The 24,095-nt window shown below is 70.2% G+C and carries 22 protein-coding genes and 1 tRNA gene; 10 read left to right on the forward strand and 13 right to left on the reverse strand.

Annotated elements, in window-relative coordinates; genetic code table 11:
• Positions 1-61: 61 nt before the first annotated feature.
• The 5 genes from ACZ6ZT_RS14570 to ACZ6ZT_RS14590 all read right to left on the reverse strand — a co-directional run bounded on the left by ACZ6ZT_RS14570 (position 62) and on the right by ACZ6ZT_RS14590 (position 6,915).
• On the reverse strand, positions 62-4,066 hold the full coding sequence (locus ACZ6ZT_RS14570) for an NACHT domain-containing protein (protein ID WP_469719450.1): 4,005 nt from the start codon (positions 4,064-4,066) through the stop codon (positions 62-64).
• On the reverse strand, positions 4,053-4,487 hold the full coding sequence (locus tag ACZ6ZT_RS14575; RefSeq protein ID WP_385314049.1) for a DUF6375 family protein: 435 nt from the start codon (positions 4,485-4,487) through the stop codon (positions 4,053-4,055). The genes ACZ6ZT_RS14570 and ACZ6ZT_RS14575 overlap by 14 nt, the downstream gene beginning before the upstream one ends.
• Positions 4,484-5,383 carry a radical SAM protein gene (locus ACZ6ZT_RS14580; protein WP_469719453.1) on the reverse strand — a complete coding sequence of 300 codons (900 nt, stop codon included), beginning with the start codon at positions 5,381-5,383 and terminating at the stop codon, positions 4,484-4,486. The genes ACZ6ZT_RS14575 and ACZ6ZT_RS14580 overlap by 4 nt, the downstream gene beginning before the upstream one ends.
• Before the next feature lie 429 nt (positions 5,384-5,812).
• Positions 5,813-5,886 (reverse strand) — tRNA-Pro (locus tag ACZ6ZT_RS14585).
• Between the two features lie 90 nt (positions 5,887-5,976).
• Entirely contained in the window at positions 5,977-6,915 is a 939-nt protein-coding gene (locus tag ACZ6ZT_RS14590) for a metallophosphoesterase (protein ID WP_469719455.1), read from the reverse strand.
• A gap of 68 nt (positions 6,916-6,983) precedes the next feature.
• On the opposite strand from ACZ6ZT_RS14590, the gene ACZ6ZT_RS14595 reads away from it, so the two are divergent.
• Positions 6,984-7,445, forward strand: a complete 462-nt coding sequence (locus ACZ6ZT_RS14595) for a GatB/YqeY domain-containing protein (protein ID WP_469719457.1) — start codon at positions 6,984-6,986, stop codon at positions 7,443-7,445.
• 94 nt (positions 7,446-7,539) lie between these two features.
• On the opposite strand, the gene ACZ6ZT_RS14600 is transcribed toward ACZ6ZT_RS14595, so the two are convergent.
• Entirely contained in the window at positions 7,540-9,894 is a 2,355-nt protein-coding gene (locus ACZ6ZT_RS14600) for a transglycosylase domain-containing protein (RefSeq protein ID WP_469719459.1), read from the reverse strand.
• Positions 9,895-10,291: 397 nt separating this feature from the next.
• Between ACZ6ZT_RS14600 and ACZ6ZT_RS14605 the strand changes: the two genes are divergently transcribed.
• Positions 10,292-10,642, forward strand: coding sequence for a WhiB family transcriptional regulator (locus tag ACZ6ZT_RS14605; RefSeq protein WP_469719462.1), 351 nt, complete (start codon positions 10,292-10,294; stop codon positions 10,640-10,642).
• 61 nt (positions 10,643-10,703) lie between these two features.
• On the opposite strand, the gene bagB is transcribed toward ACZ6ZT_RS14605, so the two are convergent.
• Together bagB and bagA are read right to left on the reverse strand one after the other, a co-directional pair.
• A complete protein-coding gene (bagB, locus tag ACZ6ZT_RS14610) occupies positions 10,704-11,978 on the reverse strand; it encodes an ATPase BagB (protein WP_469719642.1) in 1,275 nt (424 codons plus the stop codon).
• A 13-nt stretch (positions 11,979-11,991) separates the two neighbouring features.
• Positions 11,992-12,984: an ATPase BagA gene (bagA, locus tag ACZ6ZT_RS14615; RefSeq protein ID WP_469719465.1), complete on the reverse strand. Its 993-nt coding sequence runs from the start codon at positions 12,982-12,984 to the stop codon at positions 11,992-11,994.
• A 46-nt stretch (positions 12,985-13,030) separates the two neighbouring features.
• Here bagA and ACZ6ZT_RS14620 point away from each other — a divergent pair, with 46 nt between their 5' ends.
• The 5 genes from ACZ6ZT_RS14620 (at position 13,031) to ACZ6ZT_RS14640 (ending at position 15,857) form a co-directional block, all read left to right on the forward strand.
• A complete protein-coding gene (locus ACZ6ZT_RS14620) occupies positions 13,031-13,192 on the forward strand; it encodes a DUF4177 domain-containing protein (RefSeq protein ID WP_007264966.1) in 162 nt (53 codons plus the stop codon).
• Positions 13,189-13,662 (forward strand): RidA family protein, encoded by a 474-nt coding sequence (locus tag ACZ6ZT_RS14625; protein WP_469719467.1) that lies wholly within the window; start codon positions 13,189-13,191, stop codon positions 13,660-13,662. The genes ACZ6ZT_RS14620 and ACZ6ZT_RS14625 overlap by 4 nt, the downstream gene beginning before the upstream one ends.
• Positions 13,663-13,816: 154 nt before the next feature.
• Positions 13,817-14,719: an NUDIX hydrolase gene (locus ACZ6ZT_RS14630; RefSeq protein ID WP_469719469.1), complete on the forward strand. Its 903-nt coding sequence runs from the start codon at positions 13,817-13,819 to the stop codon at positions 14,717-14,719.
• Positions 14,716-15,561, forward strand: a complete 846-nt coding sequence (locus ACZ6ZT_RS14635) for an MBL fold metallo-hydrolase (protein WP_469719471.1) — start codon at positions 14,716-14,718, stop codon at positions 15,559-15,561. Before ACZ6ZT_RS14630 ends, ACZ6ZT_RS14635 begins: the two co-directional genes overlap by 4 nt.
• Positions 15,558-15,857, forward strand: coding sequence for a hypothetical protein (locus ACZ6ZT_RS14640; RefSeq protein ID WP_469719473.1), 300 nt, complete (start codon positions 15,558-15,560; stop codon positions 15,855-15,857). The genes ACZ6ZT_RS14635 and ACZ6ZT_RS14640 overlap by 4 nt, the downstream gene beginning before the upstream one ends.
• Before the next feature lie 39 nt (positions 15,858-15,896).
• Here ACZ6ZT_RS14640 and ACZ6ZT_RS14645 read toward each other — a convergent pair whose 3' ends face one another.
• Both ACZ6ZT_RS14645 and ACZ6ZT_RS14650 read right to left on the reverse strand, forming a co-directional pair.
• Positions 15,897-16,697, reverse strand: a complete 801-nt coding sequence (locus ACZ6ZT_RS14645; protein ID WP_469719475.1) for a nucleotidyltransferase domain-containing protein — start codon at positions 16,695-16,697, stop codon at positions 15,897-15,899.
• Positions 16,698-16,798: 101 nt separating this feature from the next.
• The gene (locus tag ACZ6ZT_RS14650) at positions 16,799-17,473 is read right to left on the reverse strand and encodes a Crp/Fnr family transcriptional regulator (protein WP_003981529.1); all 675 of its coding nucleotides are present in this window, start codon (positions 17,471-17,473) and stop codon (positions 16,799-16,801) included.
• 254 nt (positions 17,474-17,727) lie between these two features.
• Here ACZ6ZT_RS14650 and nth point away from each other — a divergent pair, with 254 nt between their 5' ends.
• From nth to ACZ6ZT_RS14665, 3 genes are all read left to right on the forward strand, one after another.
• Entirely contained in the window at positions 17,728-18,639 is a 912-nt protein-coding gene (gene nth, locus ACZ6ZT_RS14655) for an endonuclease III (RefSeq protein WP_469719477.1), read from the forward strand.
• Between the two features lie 158 nt (positions 18,640-18,797).
• Positions 18,798-19,514 carry an NUDIX hydrolase gene (locus ACZ6ZT_RS14660; protein WP_469719479.1) on the forward strand — a complete coding sequence of 239 codons (717 nt, stop codon included), beginning with the start codon at positions 18,798-18,800 and terminating at the stop codon, positions 19,512-19,514.
• Positions 19,515-19,527: 13 nt separating this feature from the next.
• The gene (locus ACZ6ZT_RS14665; protein WP_469719643.1) at positions 19,528-20,730 is read left to right on the forward strand and encodes a MarP family serine protease; all 1,203 of its coding nucleotides are present in this window, start codon (positions 19,528-19,530) and stop codon (positions 20,728-20,730) included.
• A 319-nt stretch (positions 20,731-21,049) separates the two neighbouring features.
• Here ACZ6ZT_RS14665 and ACZ6ZT_RS14670 read toward each other — a convergent pair whose 3' ends face one another.
• Genes ACZ6ZT_RS14670 through nhaA form a run of 3 tightly spaced genes read right to left on the reverse strand, consistent with a single transcriptional unit; the run spans position 21,050 to position 24,058 of the window.
• Positions 21,050-22,030: an alpha/beta fold hydrolase gene (locus tag ACZ6ZT_RS14670; protein WP_469719481.1), complete on the reverse strand. Its 981-nt coding sequence runs from the start codon at positions 22,028-22,030 to the stop codon at positions 21,050-21,052.
• Positions 22,027-22,485, reverse strand: coding sequence for a phage holin family protein (locus tag ACZ6ZT_RS14675; protein WP_469719483.1), 459 nt, complete (start codon positions 22,483-22,485; stop codon positions 22,027-22,029). Before ACZ6ZT_RS14675 ends, ACZ6ZT_RS14670 begins: the two co-directional genes overlap by 4 nt.
• Positions 22,486-22,540: 55 nt before the next feature.
• Positions 22,541-24,058: a Na+/H+ antiporter NhaA gene (gene nhaA / locus ACZ6ZT_RS14680; RefSeq protein ID WP_469719486.1), complete on the reverse strand. Its 1,518-nt coding sequence runs from the start codon at positions 24,056-24,058 to the stop codon at positions 22,541-22,543.
• Positions 24,059-24,095: the final 37 nt, after the last annotated feature.

The following is a 24,095-nucleotide window of genomic DNA, read 5'->3' on the forward strand; positions in this document are numbered from 1 at the left end:
AGCGATACGTGTACCTGCCGACCTCCACGACTTGATGGCCGCCCACCTGGAGCATGACCCGTTAGTTCCCCGCACTGCGCTGATCCGCCCCGAGCATTCGGATGTGGCGCCACACATGCGCATAGCTGCGGTGCACCGTGCGAATCCAGGAAGGAACAGAGCTCCAGTCGGTGGCCACCTCGCGCTCGCCCCACGCCACCTGCATGATCCGGCGATCACCAGCGAAGGCCTCGACAAGATCACGGCGCAGGAAGAGCAGGTGGCCGCGCCAGGGCTTGTCCGCGCGGAGGACTGCGGAGGCGCGCTGGCCATCCAGGCCCACGAGGTCGACCGTGCCGGGCAGTTGGCGCAGACCGAACTTGGCAGCGAACTCGAACGACGGCACGTCAAAGCTTCCGCCGAGTCCGATCTCCGAAGCGCTGTCGGGGGCGAACTCCACAGCGATCTGGTCGAGCCCGATGCCGTCGTCCTGCCAGTCGCGACGCAGCGCTCGGTACGGGAAGACGCCTGAGGCATCATCGTCGAGGGGCAGCTCGAACCGGGGGCTCCACGGCATCTCAGCGGCCAGCACGTTGCGGACCATCGGCAGGGGAGGGAAGAAGTGGTTTCCCGGATACTCGTGCTCCCTGGCGAGCTGTTGGGCGGGTTCCGCATTCTCCGGCTCCAGCAGGAGAGTCCGGAAGAACCCGAACACGGTCCGCCCGTCGTGACGGTGGTTCAAGTACCCCTCAACTAGGAGCCAGCCGCCCTTCACTCCGTGGATCTCCTCGGGTGACCACAGCTGGTCTGGGACATCCACTGTCCCCGAGGTAAGCCAAGTCCGGTCGTCGGTCGGTTCCACGGGGGCCCACAGGGGAAGAGGCATGGGTGCCACCGGCGGCCTGTCGGGGAAGGTCGGGTCGATGTCGGGCATCAAGCGTTCTGCGTCGTCGAAGGAGGCCGGTGCGCGGCCCACATCCACGAGGCGGCCAATCATTTCGTGGTAGGCGATCCAGCCGTACTTCTTGCCGTACCGCTCCACCCTCCTCTTGGAGCTGTAAGACCGCTCGGCGTTCGCAGCAATGGACTGGTCAACGCTGCCGAATTCCGCCTCGCGCCAGCCCAGTTCCCAGACCCGGGCCATGACCTCGGCGCGGGCCCTGCGGTAGTCCGGGTGGGCGAAGTCGTAGTTGTTCCTGCCGTTGATGGCGGACCCGATGATGTAGTTCTCGAAGTCCATGCCGAAGGTGCGGGCGCACTCTTCGGCGTTGGGGTCGTCGTCCTCCATCACCTCAGCGGGCGCCACGGCAGCGAACCTAGGCGCGAAGGCGTTGATCTCGTCCGGGACGACGGCAGGGTGGAGAGCGCCGGCGAGTTCATAGGTGGCCCGTACGTGGCCGCGCAGTTGCTCATGGGAGGTAGGTGTGGTCCCGCCGTCGAGGAAGCGGCGCAGTTGCACTAGCCAGTCCCGCAGCGCGCCTTCGAGCGGTCCGCCGGGATCTGGCATCTGGTGGGCGCTGACGGCGCCGAACGCTGCGGCGACCACCCGTTCGACGACGTAAGGGTCATCGATATCGAGCATCCGGGTGGCGAGGTCGAACAGCCGCTTGGGTTCTGGCCGGCCGTAGCGCTGCAGGGCTTTCGTCGCCAGGTCCCGCAAGCTCGTGTCCGTGGAAGTCAGTAGCCAGGCGATGGCCAGTGCGTCCAGATCGTCGCTCTCGGCGCGATTGCTGTTTCCGGACCACCTGCCGATTGCTCGTTCCAGGTCTGCTGTTAGCCGGCCTGGAGCCTGGCCTCGAGCCCATTCGGTCCAGCGCAGGTCACGTTCCGGAAGGGGCAGCTGGCGCAGGACGCGGTCGAGGAATACGGCATTCAGGCGGTGTGGGGCAGACCTGCGGATCTCCCACAGACGGCTGAAGGCTGGTCGGCCCTTCCGCTTGCTGGGATGCGCGGTAACGAGCGTGGTTGCGAGCACGTCGACGGTCTCGTCGTCGAGGAATTCCGACTCGGTGGTGAGTTCCTGGGCGAGCACCAACGAACGGTGCTCATCCGGGGCGACGCGCCACAGGTGGTGCCGGGTGAAACGGCGTGGCAGCAGTGAGATGAGACTGATGACGATGTCCTCGCCAAGGGGGTGCGCTTGGTCGCCCAAGAGGGACTGCCAGAGAGCTGTCTCCGCGAGCTGCTCGTTGACGTCCGCGGGGGGAATGCGCACCAGAACCGCGTCGGCGATCAAGTATCCAGCGAGGCGGTCAAAGACGAATCCGCACTCAGTGTCGTCGGAACCGCTGATCTCCTCGCGGAAGATCACTCCCTCCTCTACGAGGCGTCGGAGCAGGCTTTCGTCCCAGTTCGGCTGGTCAGCGTCGAGGATTGTTCGCGCTTCGTCGAACGGAAGCCGACGGACGTTGTGTGTCCACATGTGTCTCGCCAGAGACGTGAGGCGGCGCTGGATCTGATCGGCCGGCACCGGGATGCGAGCCGGATCCTGGGCCAGCCGCTCGACCACGCCCTTGCGGTACAACTCGAAGACACCGATGAGAGACTGAGGCAGCGCCTCCACGCCCACAGGCACTCGCCGGTCGTGGTTTGCGGCCTCGCAATACATGCGGACGAAGAGCGGGTTGTGGAACTCTTCCATCGGTAGCCAGGCGTCAGCCGGGCTGATCAGGTAGTGACGGAAGTAGACGCGGAGGATGTCTTCGACTTCCGCGCGCTGCCACTCCAGTTCCAGGTGCACCGTGTCCTTCGGGAGGGCCTGGTCGGCGAGCGCCTCGCGGAGGGTGACGATCACCGCCACGTGGGGGTAGGCCCCCAGGGCAGGTGTCAGCCCGGCGAGGAGTGGCTTCCACTCCGAGGGCCGTTCGGCCTCGTTGAGGCCGTCGATGATCAACGGAATCCGGCAGCCGGCTCGGTGACCGGCTGAGTTGAGAGCTTCCAGCAGGTCCTCGAAGTAGTCGACCTTGAGTCCGGGGATCCTTCGCGCGAGGTCGTCGAGGGTACCGCCGGCGCGCAGGTTCCCTCCCTGGATGAAGACTCCTGCCGTGGGCTGGTCGCTTGGTGAGGTCACCTGCGCGGCAAGGTGCGTCTTGCCCTGTCCCGCGGCGGCGATGACGGCGAGCAGGGGGGCTTCGGTGTCCGCCCGCGTATCGTGCAGCCACTGGACGATGTCGCGGATCTCCGCGCCGAGACCGGTAACCAGCAGCGCTTCGGGCAGGCGACGCTGCCTCAGTTTGAGCACCAGGCGTCGCAGCGTTCGGGGAGAGGTTGCGGGCGGCCGCTGTGCGGCGAGGCGCTCGCGGACCTCCCAGGGCCGGAGGCTCCGTCCGGCGTCAAAGACATCCCGCAGGTCGTCGACGAATCGGTCCAGGTCGTCGGCAATCTCTACGGCGTCTTGGCGGAAGGTGTTGTCGAGGCCGTCGATGGCTCCGCGCAGCGCCTGGATCCGGGCTGCGATGTCGTCGGTGCGCTCCTGCAGCCACCCGAACGACGCCGGGCGCAGCAAGGCCCGGTCGATGCGTTGCTCCACGTGGTGGGAGGTGTGCAGCTGTGGAGTCCACCGGGCTTCGATGGGTGCAACAGATCGCTTGTGGGCTTGCGCCAGTACGTCTGCGGTGAGGGCGAGTTCACCGAAGAAGGTGGAGCGGAGCTCGTCGTGTCCCGCGAGTTGTTCGTCGTGGTTCTCGGTGGACCAGAGTTTGACGCGGACCGCCTGCTGACCGAGTGCGTTGATCCACGTCTCGTCCTTCTTGGCGGGCCGCTCTGGAAGGCAGAGCACAAAGTCGGTCAGCCCTACGACGTGCTCGATAGCCTTAGAGAGCGAGTCCTCGATCTGCTTGCGCTGGTCTGCGCTGAGCTCATTCCTGTTGTTGAGGATGAACCACTTGCACGACCAACCCCAGACGCGGCCGGGGTCGCCGAGAGCACCGGCGTGGTCGACGTGCAGGTAGAACTCGACGCCGGGCTGGTTGCGGCGTTCCCGCATCGTGCCCAGCGCGCCATAGCGGCGGGAGACGATGGCCCGTGTGAGCGCTTCGAAGTTCCGGTCGGCGGCGCCGGGCAGACATTCCAGCTCAGTCAGATCCACTGTCGCTCCGAGTGCTTGCATCCGACCGAGTGATCGCGTCCTCATCCCATTCGTGACGGGAGAAGATCTCGACTTTCGCACCGTAGTGGAGAAGCGCCTTCAGGAATCCCTGGACCTCGGACTCGTCGGTCCAGATCCGGACCGTCTCTCCGGTGCGGGTGACAGTGTGGTCAAAGGCGAAGACGTCGACGTCGTACCTCCCCATGTCGTACGCCTTCATTTCGGCGAGTGCTTCGCCGAGTTCGCGAGGCATGCGCTCGCCTGGGCTCTGCCAGTCGTCATCGGACCACGCGTTCTCGGCAAGAGCCTTCAGAGCCTCCATGCGCTCCTCTGCTGCCTTGGCACCGGTGACCGTCTGAAATCGGCCGATCAAGACCAGGTCCATCGAGTGCTCCGAGCCGTAGCCGTTCCAGATCCTCATCGTGCCTCCCTCAAGGCCTGCACGGCCTCCATGATGGAACTTCCGACTGGCAATCCCGTGGGCGCGTAGGCGTGAGGGCGCAGGACGCCGGCCGCGTCGACGTGCATGTGCGCGTCGAGGGGGTGCTCGCCTGGGACGGCCGTCGTCGTGGGCAGCGCAGCTTCGAGGCCGGTTCGGGAGATCGCGAGCCGAACCCCGTTCTTGGCGCTCGCGACCCATTCGACGAGGCGCTGAGCGTGGGCGTCGCTGATGCCGGGAGTTGCCGCGGTCGGCTGCTCCGGCAGAAGGAGGAGTTCCGACGCGCCTACCTTGTCGGCGAACTCGGCGAGGTCATCCAGTTCGTCGACCGTGTCGGCATTGATGACGGCGTTGATGCCGAACGGGGCGAGGGAGCCGAGCAACGCGGCCGCCTGGACCACGGCCGCGAACGGTCGGCCGCGGAGCCGTTCGTAGGTGGCTCCGACCCCGTCGACTGACAGGCGGACGAAGTGCACGGCCCCGCGCAGGGATTCGATGAGTTCGGGTGTGAGCCGGTGCCCATGAGTCGTGAAGGTCACCGCCATAGACGTGGACTGGGCTATGTCCGCACACAGCTGGGCGAACCTTCTGTACGCGGTCGGTTCTCCTCCTCCGAAGCCGACACCGAGGCACCCGGCAGCATCCAGTTCGATCGCCCAGGCCAGCACACGCTCCCTGTCGAGAGCGGCGGCGTGCTTGGGTGCATAGCAGTAGGCGCAGCGGAGTTCGCAGGCGTTAGTCAGCGCGACGGACAGGTACCGGGGAGCCCGGGAGAATTGAGCAGCGGGAACGAGGATCTCGTCGAGCAGAACGTTCACTCCCGAGACGCGGTCGAACAGGTGTACACCAGCTGCGGACAGGCGAATCTTGCACGTCACCGACGGCATGATGCCACCGCATCCCGTCATACCGGGAGGGGTCGCGCATGGTGCCGTGCCCGCACTGGGGCATCGGGCGCGTTGTGACTGAGCGCAGCACTATGAGGGTGCCACGACGACAACCAGCGTCAAGGTGGAGCGGCTGTAGGAATGACGGTTGAGGTCCTTGATGCGGTCGGCCATGGGGACCGTGCCCTGCGCATGCGCCCCTATAGATCCAACTGGCCGGCCCGGCCGACTCCGGGGGCCGCATTCGCGAACGCGCAGGTCCGAGTGGGCTCAGCCGCCGCACTTCAGACGGCCTCACCGGTTACCCCTTGGGAGAAGCCGACCAAGATCTTCTCCCAGATTTCTCCCAAACGATCACCTGAGACGCAGGAAGGGCCTGATCCGCGATGCGGATCAAGCCCTTGACCTGGTCTTACGAAGTCGGGGTGGCGGGATTTGAACCCACGACCTCTTCGTCCCGAACGAAGCGCGCTGCCAAGCTGCGCTACACCCCGATGTCCACCGTGCAGGCTCGCTGCCTGGCGACATCGATTACTTTAGCGGACCCTTGGCCGGAGACGAAATCCGGTTTTCGCGGGTGGGCGTCAGGCCTTCGGGGTGAGGGTCAGGAGGGTCGCCTCCGGGGGGCAGGCGAAGCGGACCGGGGTGAAGCGGTTGGTACCGCAGCCGGCCGAGACGTGCAGGTACGCGCGCTCTCCCTCGGCTTCGTACGTGGACAGCCCCTTCACGCGCTTGGTGTCGAGGTCGCAGTTGGTGACGAGCGCCCCGTAGAAGGGGACGCACAGCTGCCCGCCATGGGTGTGCCCGGCGAGGATCAGCGGGTACCGGTCGGCGGTGAAGGCCTCCAGGACCCGCAGGTAGGGGGCGTGTACGACGGCCATCGAGAAGTCCGCGTCCGCCTCGGGGCCGCCCGCCACCCGCTCGTAGCGGTCCCGCTTGATGTGGGGGTCGTCCAGGCCGGTGAAGGCCAGCTCCAGCCCGTCCAGCTTCAGCCGGGCCCGGGTGTTGGTGAGGTTCAGCCAGCCCGCGGCGTCGAAGGCGTCCCGCAGGTCCTCCCACGGGTTGTGGACGGCGCCGACGACCGGCTTGTTGCCGTTCAGCCCGTGCCGGCCCTGGGCCTTCTCGATCAGGTAGCGGCCTGGGTTGCGCAGCCGCGGCCCGTAGTAGTCGTTCGACCCGAAGACGTACACCCCGGGAAACTCCATCAGCGGACCCAGCGCGTCCAGCACCTCCGGCACGCCCTCCGTGTCGGAGAGGTTGTCCCCCGTGTTGACCACGAAGTCGGGGCGCAGCCCGGCCAGGGACTGCAGCCAGGCGCGCTTCTTGCGCTGGCCGCCGACCATGTGGATGTCCGACACCTGGAGCACGCGCAGCGGTCGCATCCCGGCGGGGAGGACCGGCACCGTGACCCGGCGGAGCCGGAAGGAACGGGCCTCGAAACCGGCGGCATAGGCCACTCCCGCGGCCCCCACCGCCGCGAGTCCGGCCGTGACCTTCAGGGGGACTTCGTAACGCGCGCGCATGCCCCCATCGTCGCAGACCCGGAAAACCGGCGGGCGCCACGGCCCCCGCACCTGGCAGACTCAAGGGCATGACCACGCTCAAGGCCAAGCTCCAGGAAGACCTCACCACCGCCATCAGGGCGCGCGACGAACTCGCCTCGTCCACGCTGCGCCTGACCCTTTCCGCCATCACCAAGGAGGAGGTCGCGGGCAAGGAAGCGCGCGTGCTCTCCGACGAGGAAGTCCTCAAGGTGATCGCCAAGGAGGCGAAGAAGCGCCGCGAGGCCGCGGAGGCCTTCGCCCAGGGCGGCCGGGCCGAGCAGTCCGCGCGGGAGACGGCGGAGGGCGAGTTCCTCGACGGCTACCTGCCCAAGCAACTCGGGGACGACGAGCTCGCCGCGATCGTCGCGTCGGCCGTCGAGGAGGCCAGGGCGGCGGGCGCCGAGGGGCCGCGGGCCATGGGCGCCGTCATGAAGATCGTGAACCCGAAGGTGGCGGGTCTGGCGGAGGGCGGCCGCGTCGCCGCCGCCGTCAAGAAGCAGCTTTCTTAATACGTACAGAAGTACAGAAGTACAGAAGTAGATACGGAGAGGGCCTCGGCGGACGTGTCCGCCGAGGCCCTCCTCTCTTCCCTTGTACTTTCCGCTACTGGGGCTCCCCGCCGCCGATCAGGCCGCCGTCGCCCGAGGTGGTGCCGCCGGTGAGGGGGTCGGTCGCGCCGCCGCCCGTGGCGCCGCCGAAGAGGCCGCCGGTGGGGCCGGCCGCCGTGGCGCCGCCGGGACGGTTGTCGCCCGGCTTGTTGTCACCGCCGGGCTTGCCCGGCTTGCCGCCCGGCTTGCGGGTGGCCGGCGGGTTGGTGCGTCCGCCGCCGTTGGTCCCGCCGTTGCCGTTGCCGTTCCCGCCGCCACCGCCCGGGACCGAGGGCTCCGGGATGCTGACCGTCACGAAGTTCGGGGCCTCGCGGCCGGACAGCGAGCCGGAGACCGCGTCCTTCCAGATCGGACCCGGCAGGCCACCACCGAAGACCTTCGGGTAGTACTGCCCGCCGATGGTGATGTCCTCCATCGTGATCTTCTTCGCGCCGCCCGAACCGACCCACACCGCGCCCGACAGGTTCGGCGTGTAGCCGACGAACCAGGCGTTGTAGCGGTTGTCCGTGGTACCGGTCTTGCCCGCGTTGTCCCGGTCGCTCAGACCGGCCCGTTCACCCGTACCGGAGTCGACCACGCCGCGCAGCAGCGTGTTGATGGTGTCGGCCGTGTCCTGGGCCATGGCCCGGTCGCACTTGGACTTCGGCACCGCGAGCGCCTTGCCGTGCGCGTTGGTGATCGACTCCAGGGCGATCGGGGTGCAGTAGACGCCCCGGTTGGCGAAGGTCGCGTACGCGTTGGCCATCGTCAGCGGGGACATCTCCGCCGAGCCGAGCGCGATGGACGGCTCCTCCGGCAGCTTCACACCGCTCGCCGGGACGACGCCGAGCTTCTGCGTCATCTCCGTGACCGGGCACAGGCCGATGTCGGAGATCATCTGCACGAAGTACGTGTTGATGGACTTCTCCATCGCCGTCTTCAGCGCGTACGGACCGTACTCGTCCGAGGTCTCGTTCTCGGCGGTCTGCAGCTTGCCGTTGGCGAGCGGCAGGTTCTGCCAGTTCGAGCCGTCGCAGCGCGGCACCGGGCTCGGGTACTCCATCTTGTTCGGCGCCGAGTACACCTTCGTCGGCTCCATGCCCCGCTCTATGGCGGCGGCCGCGATGAAAGGCTTGAACGTCGAACCGACCTGGAAGCCGAAGTTGGACCCGCCCATCCGCTTGTCCACGGAGTAGTTGATCTGGGTCTCGTTCTTCCCGAAGCCGTACGGCTTCGACTGCCCCATCGCCAGGACGCGACCCGTGCCCGGCTGGACCATGGTCACGGCCGTCGCGATCGAGTCGTCCTCGTTCACGTGGTCCTTGATCGAGGCGTTGGCCGCGTCCTGCGACTGCGGGTCCAGCGTCGTACGGACCGTCAGGCCGCCCTGGTTCCAGACCTTGGCGCGCTCCTCGCGGGTCTTGCCGAAGACCGGGTCCGTCAGGAAGGTGTTGCGCACGTAGTCGCAGAAGAAGCCCGCGCCCTTGACCGCGGTGATGCAGCCGTTCTTCGGCCGCGTCACCTTCAGCACGACCGGCTTCTTCTTCGCCTCGTCCGCCTCGGCCTGGGAGATGTCCTTCATGTCGGCCATCCGCTGGAGGACGACGTTGCGGCGCTTCATCGCCTCCTGCGCGTCGTTCACCGGGTCGAACCGGCTCGGCGACTGCACGACGCCCGCCAGGAGCGCCGACTCCTCCAGGGTCAGGTCCTTGGCCGGCTTGCTGAAGTAGCGCTGCGCCGCGGACTCGATCCCGTACGCCTGCTGACCGAAGTAGGTGATGTTCAGGTAGTTCTCAAGGATCTTCTTCTTACCGAGCTCCTCCTCGACCTGGATCGAGTACTTCAGCTCGCGGATCTTGCGCCCGAGGCTCTTCTCCTGAGCCTCGCGGACCTTCGACTCGTCGTCGCCCGCCTCCTCGACGAAGACGTTCTTGACGTACTGCTGCGTCAGTGTGGAGGCGCCCTGCGCGGCGCCGCCCTCCTGCGCGTTGCGGTTGACCGCGCGCAGGATGCCCTTGAGGTCGACCGCGCCGTGCTCGTAGAAACGCGAGTCCTCGATCGCGACGATCGCCTTCTGCATGTACGGCGACATGTCCGTGAGCGGGACCACCTGCCGGTCCCGTGAATAGACAGTGGCGATCAAGCCACCTTCCGCGTCCAGAATCGTGGTGCGCTGGCTCAGCGGAGGGGTCTTGAGATTGGCCGGGATCTCGTCGAAACCCTCGACGGTCCCTTTGGCCGCGAGCCCCAGCGCGCCTGCGCCCGGGATCGCGATGCCGGCGAGTACGACTCCGGAGAGAACGGACACCCCGAGGAACTTGGCGGCCTGCTGTGGCCCCGTGAGCCCGCCGCCCGAGCGCTTCTTTCCCATGGAGGGCAGCCTACGTTCTGATTCGCCGGACACACGCGAATGCCTTGGCCTAAGCTGACCCCAACTGTCACAGGAGCGCGGTGCGACATCAACCCCTCGGCTTGATTTTCACCCTTCCCGAATGGGGTGGACGCATGTCCGAATCCCGCCCTTCCCTCTGACGGCCGCGCACCGGAACTTTCCCGATTTCACCCGAATCGCCGGAATGGCCGGGCATGTCGCCGGATCACTCCGTCGGGTGATCTGCCGCTTACCCATAGTCCGTTCGGACCATTCAAGATTGGGCCCGTCGGGGGTGTTGCACTCTGCTCGCCTTCCGTAACGTCCTCAACTGGCAGCGGTGAATATGCCGCTACCGCCGTGGGGGAGCCTCGATTCGGGAGAGGACGGCGCCGGGATGGGCTGGGTTACCGACTGGAGTGCGCAGGCAGCCTGCCGCACTACCGATCCGGATGAATTGTTCGTTCAAGGAGCGGCACAGAACAGGGCCAAGGCGGTGTGCACCGGGTGTCCGGTGCGGACCGAGTGCCTGGCCGACGCGCTCGACAACCGTGTCGAGTTCGGAGTATGGGGCGGAATGACCGAGCGGGAACGCCGTGCGCTGCTGCGCAGGCGCCCCACCGTCACCTCGTGGCGACGGCTGCTCGAAACCGCCCGCACGGAGTACGAGCGCAGCACGGGCATCCTCACCATGGATGTCGACGCGGAGATCGACGTGACGTACGAGACGTACGCGGCGGCCGGGTAGCCAGGGGGTCAGCGCACCCACCTCCCGGCACACCACGGCGCCATGTCTGTCGTACGTACGCCTATGCTCCGGCCGGAACACCGGCCGCGAGTCGCTCTCCAATGGCCCGCAGCCCGGCGAGGTCGTGCACATCGCCGGGCAGGGCGGCCACCTCCGCCACCGCCACCTCGGGATGCAGCGAGGTGAAGCGGTCACGCGTGCGTTGCTCGCGCGCGATCACCTGCATCCGCTCGGCGTGCAGGCGCAGCAGCCCCGCCGTGATCTCGTCCACGTCGCTCACGTCGTGTACGTCGTCGCCGTCGTGCCCATTCTGGTTCCCGCTCTCCGCGTCCGCGCCGGGGGAGCCGTCCTCGGCAGCGTCACGAAGTCCAGTTTTCCCGGACTCCTGATCGACAATGCCGCCTTCCTCAAGATTCTCTGCGGCGGCCAACGCCCGCTCCGCGGACAGCTGTCCGGCCTCGCTCCCGTGCACCCGGTTCAGCACCAGCCCGGCCAGCGGCATCCGTTCCGCGGCCAGCCGCTCCACGAAGTACGCCGCCTCGCGCAGCGCGTCCGGCTCCGGAGCCGCGACCACGAGGAAGGCCGTCCCCGGGGCCTGGAGCAGCCGGAACGTCGCGTCCGCGCGCGTGCGGAAGCCGCCGAACATCGTGTCCATCGCCGCCACGAAGGTCTGGACGTCCTTCAGCAGCGAGGCACCCATCAGCTTGCTCAGCGTCCCGGTCATCAGCGACATGCCGACGTTCAGGAACTTCATGCCGGCCCGCCCGCCGACCTTCGCCGGCGCCATCAGCACCCGGATGAACTTCCCGTCGAGGAAGGACCCGAGGCGCTTCGGCGCGTCGAGGAAGTCCAGCGCCGACCGGCTCGGCGGGGTGTCCACCACGATCAGGTCCCAGTCGTCCCGGGCCCGCAGCTGCCCCAGCTTCTCCATCGCCATGTACTCCTGCGTGCCCGCGAAGCCGGCCGACAGGGACTGGTAGAAGGGGTTCGCCAGGATCGCCTTCGCGCGCTCGCCGTCCGCGTGCGACTCGACGATCTCGTCGAACGTCCGCTTCATGTCCAGCATCATGGCGTGCAGTTCGCCAGCACCTCCCACGCCCGCGACCCGGCGCGGGGTGTTGTCGAGGGAGTCGATCCCCATCGACTGGGCCAGCCGGCGGGCCGGGTCGATGGTCAGCACGACCGCCTTGCGGCCCCGTTCGGCCGCCCGGACGCCGAGGGCGGCGGCCGTCGTGGTCTTGCCGACCCCGCCCGCCCCGCAGCACACGATGATCCGGGTCTTCGGGTCGTCCAGCAGCGCGTCGACCGCCAGCCGCGCGGGCGTGTCCAGGCCCATGGTCTTCCCACCCTCACTCATCGTCGGCGTCCGCCTGCTTGCGCAGTTCCGAGGCCAGCTCGTACAGCCCGGCCAGCTCCATCCCCGAGCCGAGCAGGGGGAGTTCGTACGTCGGCACGTCGAGCCCCGCCAGCACCGCGCGCTGCTCCCGTTCCAGCTCCACCCGGCTCGCGTGTTCGGCGGCCTGCGTCAGCAGCGGCTCCACCAGCCGTTCGGCCAGCCCGCCGCGCCGCGCGCCGCCGAGTCCCGCCCGGGACAGGGCCTGGGCGATCTCGGCGCGGCGGCCGTCGGCGGCCTCGCGCAGGGTGCTCTCGTCCAGGTGGTGCGGGCGCACCATGTTCACGAAGACCCGGCCCACCGGCAGCCCCGCCGCGCGGAGTTCCGTAATGCCGTCCGCGGTCTCCTGGACGGGCATCTCCTCCAGCAGGGTCACCAGGTGCACGGCGGTGTCCGGGGACTTGAGCACCTTCATCACCGCCTGCGCCTGGTTGTGGATCGGCCCGAACCGGGCCAGCCCCGCCACCTCGTCGTTCACGTTCAGGAAGCGGGTGATCCGCCCGGTCGGCGGCGCGTCCATGATCACGTGGTCGTAGACGAACCGGCCCGTCTTGTCCTTGCGCCGCACCGCCTCGCACGCCTTGCCGGTCAGCAGGACGTCCCGCAGACCCGGCGCGATCGTCGTCGCGAAGTCGATGGCGCCCAGTTTCTTCAGGGCGCGCCCGGCCGAGCCGAGTTTGTAGAACATCTGGAGGTAGTCCAGCAGCGCCCGCTCCGCGTCGATGGCGAGCGCGTACACCTCGCCCCCGCCGCCGCCGGGCGCGACGGCGATCTTCCGCTCCTCGTAAGGGAGCGCCTCCGTGCCGAAAAGCTGTGCGATGCCCTGCCTGCCCTCGACCTCCACGAGAAGAGTCCGCCTGCCCTCGCGTGCGAGGGAAAGCGCGAGTGCCGCGGCGACCGTGGTCTTGCCGGTGCCGCCCTTGCCGCTGACCACCTGGAGCCTGCTCACAGCGTCCGAGCCTAACCACTCGCGCCCAGGCATTACGCTCGGGCCCATGACCAAGAAGTTCGAATACGCGACGGTCCCCCTGCTGGTTCACGCCACCAAGCAGATCCTGGACACCTGGGGCGAGGACGGCTGGGAGCTCGTCCAGGTCGTGCCCGGCCCGAACAACCCCGAGCAGCTCGTGGCCTACCTCAAGCGGGAGAAGGCATGAGCGGCGTCGTCGAGGCACGCCTCGCGGAGCTGGGCCTGACCCTGCCCGACGTGGTTCCGCCGCTGGCCACCTACCAGCCGGCCGTCCGGTCGGGCGCGTACGTGTACACCGCGGGGCAGCTGCCGATGGTGCAGGGCAAGCTGCCGGTGACCGGCAAGGTCGGCGCGGAGGTGTCGGCGGAGCAGGCGAAGGAGCTGGCCGCGACCTGCGCGCTGAACGCGCTGGCCGCCGTCAAGTCGGTGGTCGGTGACCTCGACAAGATCGCCCGCGTGGTCAAGGTCGTCGGCTTCGTCGCCTCGGCCCCCGACTTCACGGCCCAGCCGGGCGTGCTGAACGGCGCGAGCGAGCTGCTGGGCGAGGTCCTCGGCGACAAGGGCGTCCACGCCCGCAGCGCGGTCGGCGTGGCGGTCCTCCCGCTGGACGCCCCGGTCGAGGTCGAGATCCAGGTGGAACTCATCCCGTCCGCCTGACCCTCACCCCGTCGAGCTCCACCCCCCGGCTCCGCGTCCGCGCGGAGCCGGCGGCATTTCCGGACCCCGCCGGACCCCGCCCGCCGGACCCGGCCAGGCCCCCCGCCAGGGGGAGGCCCTCGAACATCGGGCCGGATGGTCGTAGCATCCGGCCATGCCGAATGGTCAGCACCGTCCGTCGCCCACCCCGCCCGCCGGAGGCCAGTGGTACCCCCCGGAGTGGCCCGACCGCATCCGCGCCCTCGCGGCCGGCGCCCTCACCCCGGTCGCCCCCAGACGTGCCGCCACGGTGATGCTGCTCCGTGACACCCCCGCCGGCCCGGCCGTGCACATGCTCCGCCGCCGCGCCTCGATGGCCTTCGCCGGAGGCGCCTACGCCTACCCCGGCGGCGGGGTCGACCCCCGCGACGAGGACCTCCGCATCGGCTGGGCCGGACCCGCCCGGGACGCCTGGGCCGAGCGCCTCGGCACCGACGCCGCCTCCGCCCAGGCCATCGTCTGCGGGGCCGTCCGCGAGACCTTCGAGGAGGCCGGCGTACTCCTCGCCGGGGAAACCCCCGACACCGTCGTCGGCGACACCACCGGCGACGACTGGGAGGCCGACCGCGCGGCCCTCGTCGCCCGCGAGCTCTCCTTCGCCGAGTTCCTCGCCCGCCGCAGCCTGCTGCTGCGCTCCGACCTGCTCGGGGCATGGGCCCGCTGGATCACCCCCGAGTTCGAGCCCCGCCGCTACGACACGTGGTTCTTCGTCGCCGCCCTCCCGGAGGGCCAGCGCACCCGCAACGCCTCCACCGAGGCCGACCGGACCGTCTGGATCCGCCCCACCGACGCCGCCGCCCGCTACGACGCCGGCGAGCTGCTGATGATGCCGCCCACCATCTCCACCCTGCGCTCCCTGGAGCCCCACCCGACCGCCTCCGCCGCCCTCACCGCGGCCGCGGGCCAGGACCTGACGCCGGTGCTGGCGCAGGCCGCCCTGGTCGACGGGGAGCTGGTGCTCAGCTGGCCGGGGCACGATGAGTTCACGAAGCGAGTCCGCCCTGGAGGCCCCGTATGACCGACGCAGGCGCCCTCCCCGGCCAGCCCCGAGCCGTCGTGGTCTCCGGGCCCGCGACCGCCCGCGCCGTCAACGTCCTGGCCCCCAACGCCTCGGCCATGACCCTGGACGGCACCAACACCTGGCTCGTCTCGGAGCCCGGTTCCGAGCTGGCCGTCGTCATCGACCCCGGACCGCTGGACGAGGGCCACCTGCGGGCCGTCATCTCCACCGCCGAGCAGGCCGGCAAGCGCGTCGCGCTCACCCTCCTCACCCACGGCCACCCCGACCACGCCGAGGGCGCCGGCCGCTTCGCGGAGCTCACCGGTACGAAGGTCCGCGCGCTCGACCCCGCGCTGCGCCTCGGCGACGAGGGCCTGGCCGCGGGCAGTGTGATCCGGACCGGCGGCCTGGAACTGCACGTCGTCGCCACCCCCGGCCACACCGCCGACTCGCTCTGCTTCCACCTGCCCGCCGACCGGGCCGTCCTGACCGGCGACACGATCCTGGGCCGCGGCACGACCGTCGTCGCGCACCCCGACGGCCGTCTCGGCGACTACCTGGACTCCCTGCGCCGGCTGCGCTCGCTCACCGTCGACGACGGGGTCACCACCGTCCTCCCGGGCCACGGGCCCGTCCTGGAGGACGCCCAGGGCGCCGTCGAGTACTACCTGGCCCACCGCGCCCACCGGCTCGCGCAGGTCGAGACGGCGGTGGAGAACGGATTCGTCACCCCGGAGGCGGTCGTCGCCCAGGTCTACGCCGACGTGGACCGCTCGCTGTGGCCGGCGGCGACCTGGTCGGTCCAGGCCCAGCTGGAGTACCTTCAAGATCACGGACTGATCCCGGGGGGCCCCGAATGAACACGCTGTTCCTGCTGCTCGCGCTGCTCGCCGTGGCCGGCTGGATCACCTCGACGGTGAGCATGCGGATGAGGACCCTGGCGGAGCGCGCCGACCGGCTGGAGCGCCGGCTGGGACTGGTGCTGGACCACTTCGGCATCGAGGAGCCGGAGCCGGCCGGGCTGGACGACGTACGGGCCCTGGTGCGCGGGGGCCGCGAGGTGGCGGCCATCAAGCGCTACCGGGAGATCACGGGCGCGGGGCTGCTGGAGGCGAAGCAGGCGGTCCAGGCGCTGGACGTCTCCGAGCGCGCCTGACCCCGTCCGGGACCGCCCCTCGGTTCCCGTCACCGCCCCTCAGCGCGGCGCCTTCGTCCCGTGCCGGGCCGTGTACTCGTCCGCGAGCCACGGGCCCAGGTCCTCCACGTACGCCCGCACCACCTCCGGATCCGCGACCGGCGCCAGCGCCACGGCCGCCGCGTCCCGCATCTGGGCGGCCCGCCCCGGGTAGTACCGGCCGAAGACCTCCGCCGACTGGGCGAGATCGCTGGTCCAGCCGCCCCACCGGGGCATCACCAGCGTGAACCCGGTCCGTACGAGGTGCCGCGCGAAGCCCCGGCTCATCCGGCGGTACTCGGCGGGCTCCGACGCGGCCTCGAAGCGCTCGCGCCATCGCGGCAGCAAGCGGGCCAGGTCCCCGTTGGTCTCCCGGGCCAGCAGGCTGTCCGGACGGTACCGGGGCAGGTGCTCGGCCAGGTCGGCGCCGAGCAGTGGCGTACACAGGCAGGCCAGGAACCAGCCCATGTCGAAACGTTCCTGCTCGCTCAGCAGCCGGTCCTTGCCGTACAGCAGGATGCCGACGCCGTCGATCGCGGCGAAGTCCTCGTCGAGCCCCCGGCCCAGCACCTCGGCGGTGTCCCGGCCCTCGTCGCAGGGCTCCCGGTGCAGGGCGATCAGCAGGTCGAGGTCGGAGCGGCCCGGGCGGGCGCTCCCGCGCGGCACGGACCCGTACAGGTAGGCGCTGTGCAGCCGGGGTCCGTACGCCTCGGCGATCCGGCCGCGCGCGGTGGCGACCAGGTCCGAGAAGGCGGGCTGGATCCGGCCGAGGGACCCCTCCCGCTCGAAGTACCCGTACGCGTCCAGGCCTCTGTGCTCCACGAGCCGTACTCTGCCCGCCCCGGGGGCCCCGATTCAGCCCCCGGGTACGCCGAAGGGGGCCCCGCCCCTGCGGGCAGGACCCCCTCACGGCGAGGCGCGGGTCAGCGCGAGCGCTTCGCCAGGCGCTCCACGTCCAGCAGGATCACGGCGCGCGCCTCCAGGCGCAGCCAGCCGCGGCCCGCGAAGTCGGCCAGGGCCTTGTTCACGGTCTCGCGGGAGGCGCCGACGAGCTGGGCCAGCTCCTCCTGCGTCAGGTCGTGCACGACGTGGATGCCCTCCTCCGACTGCACGCCGAAGCGGCGCGACAGATCGAGGAGCGCGCGGGCCACGCGGCCCGGAACGTCGGAGAAGACCAGGTCGGACATCTGGTCGTTGGTCTTGCGCAGGCGCCGGGCGACGGCGCGTAGCAGCGCGGTCGCGACCTCGGGCCGGGCGTTGAGCCACGGCTGGAGGTCACCGTGGCCGAGGCCGAGGAGCTTGACCTCGGTCAGCGCGGTGGCGGTGGCGGTACGCGGGCCCGGGTCGAAGAGCGACAGCTCGCCGATCAGCTCGCCGGGGCCGAGGACGGCCAGCATGTTCTCGCGACCGTCGGGGGAGGTGCGGTGGAGCTTCACCTTGCCCTCGGTCACGACATACAGCCGGTCGCCGGGGTCGCCCTCGTGGAACAGGGCGTCACCGCGTGCGAGGGTCACCTCGCCCATGGAGGCGCGGAGCTCCGCGGCCTGCTCGTCATCGAGCGCCGCGAAGAGCGGGGCGCGCCGCAGAACGTCGTCCACGAGTCTCTCTCCTATGTCGACCAGCTCAGGGGACCGGTCTCCCATTTTGCCGGACGGCTCAAACGGTGCGATCAATCACTACCAAGGATGCCGGACGGACGCCCGTGCTGTGTGGTGGGTGACCGATCAGGGTGGTGTTACCTGAGGTCCGGGCGGGTGTCGGCGGTCGGCCTTAGGCTGGCCGGGTGTCCAATAAGCCGGTGAGAGCACAGGCCAAGGGGTCCGCAGGAGTGACGGAGCCCCACAATTCAGCCGTGGGCGAACAAGCCCCTGCGGGGGCGTCGGGGACGGCCAGACCGGCCCCTCAGGGCAAAGCTTCGGCCAAGAAACCGAAGCCCGCGACCGCTGAGGCGGCCGTGCCCGCCCCCGCCTCCGGGGCCCGGGCCGCCAAGCCCGAATCACGCCTGGCCATGACCCGCAGAGCCCGCCGCATCAACCGGGAACTGGCGGAGGTCTACCCGTACGCCCATCCGGAGCTCGACTTCCGCAATCCCTTCGAGCTCCTGGTCGCCACCGTCCTGTCCGCGCAGACCACCGACCTGCGCGTGAACCAGACGACCCCCGCGCTCTTCGCCGCCTACCCGACCCCCGAGGACATGGCGGCGGCCGTGCCGGAGGAGCTGGAGGAGCTGATCCGGCCGACCGGGTTCTTCCGGATGAAGGCGAAGTCCCTCCTGGGCCTCTCGCAGGCGCTGCGCGACCGGTTCGGCGGGGAGGTCCCCGGCCGCCTCGAAGACCTGGTCACCCTGCCCGGCGTCGGCCGCAAGACGGCCAACGTGGTCCTCGGCAACGCCTTCGGCGTCCCCGGGATCACCGTCGACACCCACTTCGGACGGCTGGTGCGCCGCTTCAAGTGGACCGAGCAGGAGGACCCGGAGAAGGTCGAGGCGGAGATCTGCGCGATCTTCCCCAAGAGCGAGTGGACGATGCTCTCGCACCGCGTCGTCTTCCACGGCCGCCGGATCTGCCACGCCCGCAAGCCCGCCTGCGGCGCCTGCCCCATCGCCCCGCTCTGCCCGGCGTACGGGGAGGGCGAGACCGACCCGGAGAAGGCGAAGAAGCTGCTCAAGTACGAGAAGGGCGGCTACCCGGGCCAGCGGCTCTCCCCGCCCCCCGACTACCCGGGCCGCCCGGCGCCCCCGCTGGGAGCCCGTACGGAGGCCTGAGCGCGGCCCGGAGGGGTACGGGAGACCCGGGCGCGGCCGGGGGCGTGCGGCGGCCCCGCCGCACGCCCCCGGCGGAACGAATCGGCGCCCGGACCGCGTTCAGCGGTGTGGGAGAGGGTGTGCGCAGGAATGTTCAAGGGACATGGACAGGGGTGCCTATGACGCGCGGTACGCAGGACGACACCACGGCCGCCGCCCCCGGGGGCGGCGGCCTCACCCTCAGCACCGAGGGGCTGCCGGCCTGGCTCGACCCGGTGGTGGAGGCCGCCCGCACCGTGCGCCCGCGCCAGCTGAGCCGCTTCCTGCCGCCCGAGGACGGCCGGGGCCGCCAGTCCGCCGTCCTGGTCCTCTTCGGCGAGGGCCCGCGCGGCCCCGAGCTGCTGCTCCAGGAGCGCGCCGGCACCCTGCGTTCGCACGCGGGCCAGCCCTCCTTCCCCGGCGGCGCCCTCGACCCGGAGGACGGCGACCCGCACACCACCGGCCCGCTGCGCGCCGCGCTGCGCGAGGCCGAGGAGGAGACCGGCCTCGATCCGGCCGGCGTCCAGCTGTTCGGGGTGCTGCCCCGGCTCTACATCCCGGTGAGCGAGTTCGTCGTCACCCCGGTGCTCGGCTGGTGGCGCGAGCCCTCGCCGGTCGGCGCCGTGGACCCGGCCGAGACCGCCCGGGTCTTCACGGTCCCCGTGGCGGATCTCACGGAGCCCGAGCACCGGGTCACCGTGGTCCACCCGCGCGGCCACCAAGGTCCCGCGTTCACGGTCGAATCGGCCCTCGTCTGGGGTTTCACCGCCGGGGTGATCGACCGGATCCTGCACTTCGCCGGCTGGGAGCGTCCGTGGGACCGATCACGTCACGTCCCGCTCGACTGGCACGCATGAGACGGTGACCCTCGTGAACGTGCTGGACATCCTGTTGCTGGTCGCCGCCGTGTGGTTCGCGATCGTGGGCTACCGCCAGGGGTTCGTCGTCGGCATCCTGTCGGTGATCGGCTTCCTCGGCGGTGGTCTCATCGCCGTGTCCCTGCTGCCCCTGATCTGGGACCGGGTGACCGACAACGGCACCCAGGTGACCACCACCGTCGTCGTGATCGCCGTCGTCGTGATCATCATCTGCGCCTCGATCGGCCAGGCGCTGACCACCCATGTGGGCAACCGGCTGCGGCGCCACATCACCTGGTCGCCCGCCCGCGCGCTCGACGCGACCGGCGGCGGGCTGGTCAACGTCGTCGCGATGCTGCTGGTGGCCTGGCTGATCGGCTCCGCGCTCGCCGGGACCTCGCTGCCGACGCTCGGCAAGGAGGTGCGCAACTCCAAGGTGCTCCTCGGCGTGTCCCAGGTGCTCCCGACACAGGCGAACACCTGGTTCTCGGACTTCAGTTCCACCCTCGCCCGCAACGGCTTCCCGCAGGTCTTCAGCCCGTTCTCCAACGAGCCCATCACCGAGGTGAAGCCCCCCGACCCGGCCCTCGCCGGCGGCGCGGTCGCCCAGCAGGCGAAGCTCTCGATCGTGAAGGTCGTCGGTACGGCGCCCAGTTGCAGCAAGGTCCTGGAGGGCACCGGCTTCGTCTTCGCCCCGGGCAAGGTGATGACCAACGCCCATGTCGTCGGCGGGGTCGTCGAGCCGACCGTGCAGGTCGGCGGCGAGGGCAAGCTCTACGACGGCAAGGTCGTGCTCTACGACTGGGAGCGCGACGTCGCCGTGCTGGACGTGCCCCGGCTGCGCGCCCCGGCCCTGGAGTTCACCGACAAGGACGCCACGAGCAGCAGCGACGCGATCGTGGCCGGCTTCCCCGAGAACGGCGCCTACGACGTGCGCGCGGCCCGTGTTCGGGGCCGGATCAACGCCAAGGGCCCGGACATCTACCACCGGGGCATCGTCCGCCGCGACGTCTACTCCCTGTACGCGACCGTCCGCCAGGGCAACTCCGGCGGGCCGCTGCTGACGCCCGAAGGCCGGGTGTACGGGGTCGTCTTCGCGAAGTCGCTGGACGACCCGAACACCGGTTACGCCCTGACGGGGAACGAGATCCGCGACGACATCCGCCTCGGCAAGACCGCGCAGCACCGGGTCGACACCCAGGGCTGCGCCCTCTGACCCCCGCGGGCGCCGCCGCCCGCTCCCTACATCCGTGGATGGCGCAGCCGCGCCGAGACCCAGCGGGCGCGGCGGCGCAGGATGCGCGGGATCCCCAGCCGGGGGTCGTCATGACCGTCCCGGACGGTCCTGTCGTGCGTGCCCGGCGCTGTGGCCGTGCGGCGTTCTCGTGCGGTGTCACCGTGGTCGTGCGTCCAGCCCATACAACGAGCTGTGCCCGGGCCCCAAGGTCCGTAACCCCCCTCGGGGCGGCCAATTGGCCTATGCGCCGGGCAATTGAACGCTCGTAAGACAGTCGTACGAGTGACCTGTCGGCCTGTCAGCGGTCGGGCTCGGGGTCCTTCAGCCAGTTCACCAGCTCGGTGGAGAACGCCGCCGGGTCCTCCTCGTGCGGGAAGTGCCCCAGACCGTCGAAGAGCCGCCAGCGGTACGGGGCTTCGACGTACACCCCGGAACCGGCCGCGCTCCGGGTCCGCATCACCGGGTCGAGCGAGCCGTGCAGATGGAGCGTGGGGACCCGTACGGGCCGCTTCATCCGCCGGTAGAACTGCAGTCCGTCCGGCCGGGCCATCGAGCGCATCATCCAGCGGTAGGGCTCGACCGAGCAGTGCGCGGTCGAGGGGATGCACATCGCCCTGCGGTACACGGCGAGGGCCTCCTCGTCGGCGCCCTCCGAGCCGTCGGCCAGCAGCCGGGGTCCGGACCACTGCCGGATCAGGTCCCCCACCAGGGCCCCGTCGTCGGCGACGAGCTGCCGCTCGGGGACGAACGGCCGCTGGAAGCCCCAGATGTGGGAACTGGCCCGGGTCTGGCCGAAGTCGGCCAGCATCGCCGAACGCCAGCGGCGCGGATGCGGCATGGAGGAGACGACCAGCCGGCGCACCAGCTTGGGCCGCATCACCGCCGCCGTCCAGGCGAGGTATCCGCCCAGGTCGTGCCCCACGAGGGCGGCGTCCGGCTCGCCGAGGGACCGGATGACCCCGGTGATGTCCAGCGCCAGGTTCGCGGGGTCGTAGCCGCGCGGGGTGCGGTCGCTGCCGCCCACCCCGCGCAGGTCCATGGCCACCGCGCGGTACCCGGCGTCCGCGAGCGCGGTCAGCTGGTGCCGCCAGGTCCACCAGAACTGCGGGAACCCGTGCAGCAGGAGGACCAGCGGGCCGTCGCCGAGCTCCGCGACGTGGAAGCGGGCTCCGTTCGCGGCGACGTCCCGGTGGGTCACCGTTCTCCCGCCGGGGAGGTCGATCCGTACCGCCGTGGCAGCGGTAGGGGCGGGGCTGGAGTCCGGCGAGGGGGCTGTCATGAGGACGAGCGTGCCACACCCACGGCCTGGTCACTCACCGGCCGCGGATGCGGCTTGACGGTGCCGATGACCGCCGCGGTCTGCTTGACGGAGTCGATGGTCTTCACCGGCGGCTTGACCTTCTTGAACTTCGCCATCGCCAGGAGCCCGATCAGGCCCGCGAGCAGCCAGAACGCGCCGCCGACGATGAGGAAGGACCAGGCGAGACCGAGGCCGAGATTGTGGATGCCGTAGGCCGCGGCGAAACTCAGTACGGGGAGGGAGAACAGCAGCAGCACGCCCGCCACGATCGCGGCCCCGCTGCCGATTCCCGCACGCTTGACGTCCTGCTTGATCTCGACCTTGGCGAGGGCGATCTCGTCGTGCACCAGGGCCGACATCTCGGCGGTGGCCGAGGCGACCAGCTGACCGAGCGTGCGCTCGGCTCCCGGAGCCCCTTGGTCCACTGCGCTCATCTCTGATCTCCCTCTGTCGTCCGCCGTCGGCGGCTGTCCTCCGTCGTCAGTCAGATCATGCCGGACGGCCGGCTCCGGCGCTGGACCCGCCCGCCGGTCCGTCGCCCGAGCCGTCGCCCGATCCGTCCATCGATCCTTCCCCCACCCGGTCCAGCGGGCCCCGGGCCGCCACGGCCGCGGAGCCGGCCCTGCGGCGGTGTTCGGCGGCCTTGTCCTCGTAGATCTTCGCCATCCGCAGGTGGTACGCCGGGTTGTCCTGCTCGTAGATGTCCGGGATCCCGTCGAGGTCCTCGTCGCGCTCCTCCTCGTCGGTCAGCGTCTTGTACCGGCGGTCGCGCATCTTGAGCAGCACGCTCGCCACGATCGCCGCCGTCAGGGAGCCGAACAGGACGGCGGCCTTGATCTCGTCGGTCAGCACGGGGTCGTCGGCGAAGGCGAGTTCGCCGATCAGCAGGGACACGGTGAAGCCGATGCCGGCGAGGGAGGCCACGGCCAGGACGTCGGGCCAGGCGAGGTCCTCGTTCAGTTCGGCCCGGGTGAAGCGGGCCGCGAGCCAGGTGCCGCCGAAGATGCCGACCGTCTTGCCGACGACCAGGCCGAGGACCACGCCGAGGGTCTCGGGACGGGTGAAGACCTGCGCGATGGCCTCGTCGGTGAGCGGGACACCGGCCGAGAAGAGGGCGAAGAGCGGCACGGCCAGCCCGGCCGAGAGGGGCCGTACGAGATGCTCGATGTGCTCGCCGGGGGAGTGCTCCTCGCCCTCCCGTCGGGTGCAGCGCAGCATCAGGCCCATCGCCACGCCGGCGATGGTGGAGTGGACGCCGCTGTTGTACATCAGGCCCCAGATGACCAGGGCGAGCGGCACGTACACGTACCAGCCCCGGACGCCGGCGCGCAGCAGGAACCAGAAGAGGACCAGCCCCAGGACGGCCCCGCCGAGCGCCAGGAAGTCGAGGTCGCTGGTGAAGAAGACCGCGATGATCAGGATGGCGAAGAGGTCGTCCACGACCGCCAGCGTCAGCAGGACGGCGCGCAGCGCGGAGGGCAGCGAGGTCCCGATGACGGCGAGGACGGCGAGCGCGAAGGCGATGTCGGTGGCGGTCGGAACCGCCCATCCGCCGAGCGAACCGCCGCCGCCCACGTTGACCAGTACGTAGACCAGCGCGGGCACGGCCATGCCGCACAGGGCGGCGATGACGGGGAGGGCGGCCGCCTTGGGGTCGCGCAGGTCGCCCGCGACCAGCTCGCGCTTGAGCTCGATCCCGGCGACGAAGAAGAAGATCGCGAGCAGGCCGTCGGCCGCCCAGTGCTGGATCGAGAGATCCAGGCCGAGGGCGGCGGGGCCGATGTGGAAGGACCGTACGCTCTCGAAGCTGTCGGCCAGCGCGGGAACGTTCGCCCAGATGAGGGCGGCGATGGCGGCCACCAGCAGCAGGACGCCGCCCACGGTCTCGGTGCGCAGGGCGTTCGCGACGAAGCGGCGCTCGGGCAGGGAGAGCAGGCCGAGGAACTTGCGGCGGGCGCTGGACGGGGGCGTGTCCACGGTGGGGAACCTCCGGGTGGTCGACGGCATGGCACATGCAGTTGCCGACCAGACTTCCCGGCGCACC

Source organism: Streptomyces sp. NPDC102258, assembly GCF_055584685.1.

Bases quoted from the DNA above. Each gene is read 5' to 3' on its own strand.
- ACZ6ZT_RS14575 (WP_385314049.1), bottom strand. From the start codon at position 4,487: ATGAGGATCTGGAACGGCTACGGCTCGGAGCACTCGATGGACCTGGTC.
- ACZ6ZT_RS14590 (WP_469719455.1), bottom strand. From the start codon at position 6,915: ATGCGCGCGCGTTACGAAGTCCCCCTGAAGGTCACGGCCGGACTCGCG.
- ACZ6ZT_RS14595 (WP_469719457.1), top strand. From the start codon at position 6,984: ATGACCACGCTCAAGGCCAAGCTCCAGGAAGACCTCACCACCGCCATC.
- ACZ6ZT_RS14600 (WP_469719459.1), bottom strand. From the start codon at position 9,894: ATGGGAAAGAAGCGCTCGGGCGGCGGGCTCACGGGGCCACAGCAGGCC.
- ACZ6ZT_RS14605 (WP_469719462.1), top strand. From the start codon at position 10,292: ATGGGCTGGGTTACCGACTGGAGTGCGCAGGCAGCCTGCCGCACTACC.
- bagB (WP_469719642.1), bottom strand. From the start codon at position 11,978: ATGGGCCTGGACACGCCCGCGCGGCTGGCGGTCGACGCGCTGCTGGAC.
- ACZ6ZT_RS14620 (WP_007264966.1), top strand. From the start codon at position 13,031: ATGACCAAGAAGTTCGAATACGCGACGGTCCCCCTGCTGGTTCACGCC.
- ACZ6ZT_RS14625 (WP_469719467.1), top strand. From the start codon at position 13,189: ATGAGCGGCGTCGTCGAGGCACGCCTCGCGGAGCTGGGCCTGACCCTG.
- ACZ6ZT_RS14630 (WP_469719469.1), top strand. From the start codon at position 13,817: ATGCCGAATGGTCAGCACCGTCCGTCGCCCACCCCGCCCGCCGGAGGC.
- ACZ6ZT_RS14635 (WP_469719471.1), top strand. From the start codon at position 14,716: ATGACCGACGCAGGCGCCCTCCCCGGCCAGCCCCGAGCCGTCGTGGTC.
- ACZ6ZT_RS14640 (WP_469719473.1), top strand. From the start codon at position 15,558: ATGAACACGCTGTTCCTGCTGCTCGCGCTGCTCGCCGTGGCCGGCTGG.
- ACZ6ZT_RS14660 (WP_469719479.1), top strand. From the start codon at position 18,798: ATGACGCGCGGTACGCAGGACGACACCACGGCCGCCGCCCCCGGGGGC.
- ACZ6ZT_RS14670 (WP_469719481.1), bottom strand. From the start codon at position 22,030: ATGACAGCCCCCTCGCCGGACTCCAGCCCCGCCCCTACCGCTGCCACG.
- ACZ6ZT_RS14675 (WP_469719483.1), bottom strand. From the start codon at position 22,485: ATGAGCGCAGTGGACCAAGGGGCTCCGGGAGCCGAGCGCACGCTCGGT.
- nhaA (WP_469719486.1), bottom strand. From the start codon at position 24,058: ATGCCGTCGACCACCCGGAGGTTCCCCACCGTGGACACGCCCCCGTCC.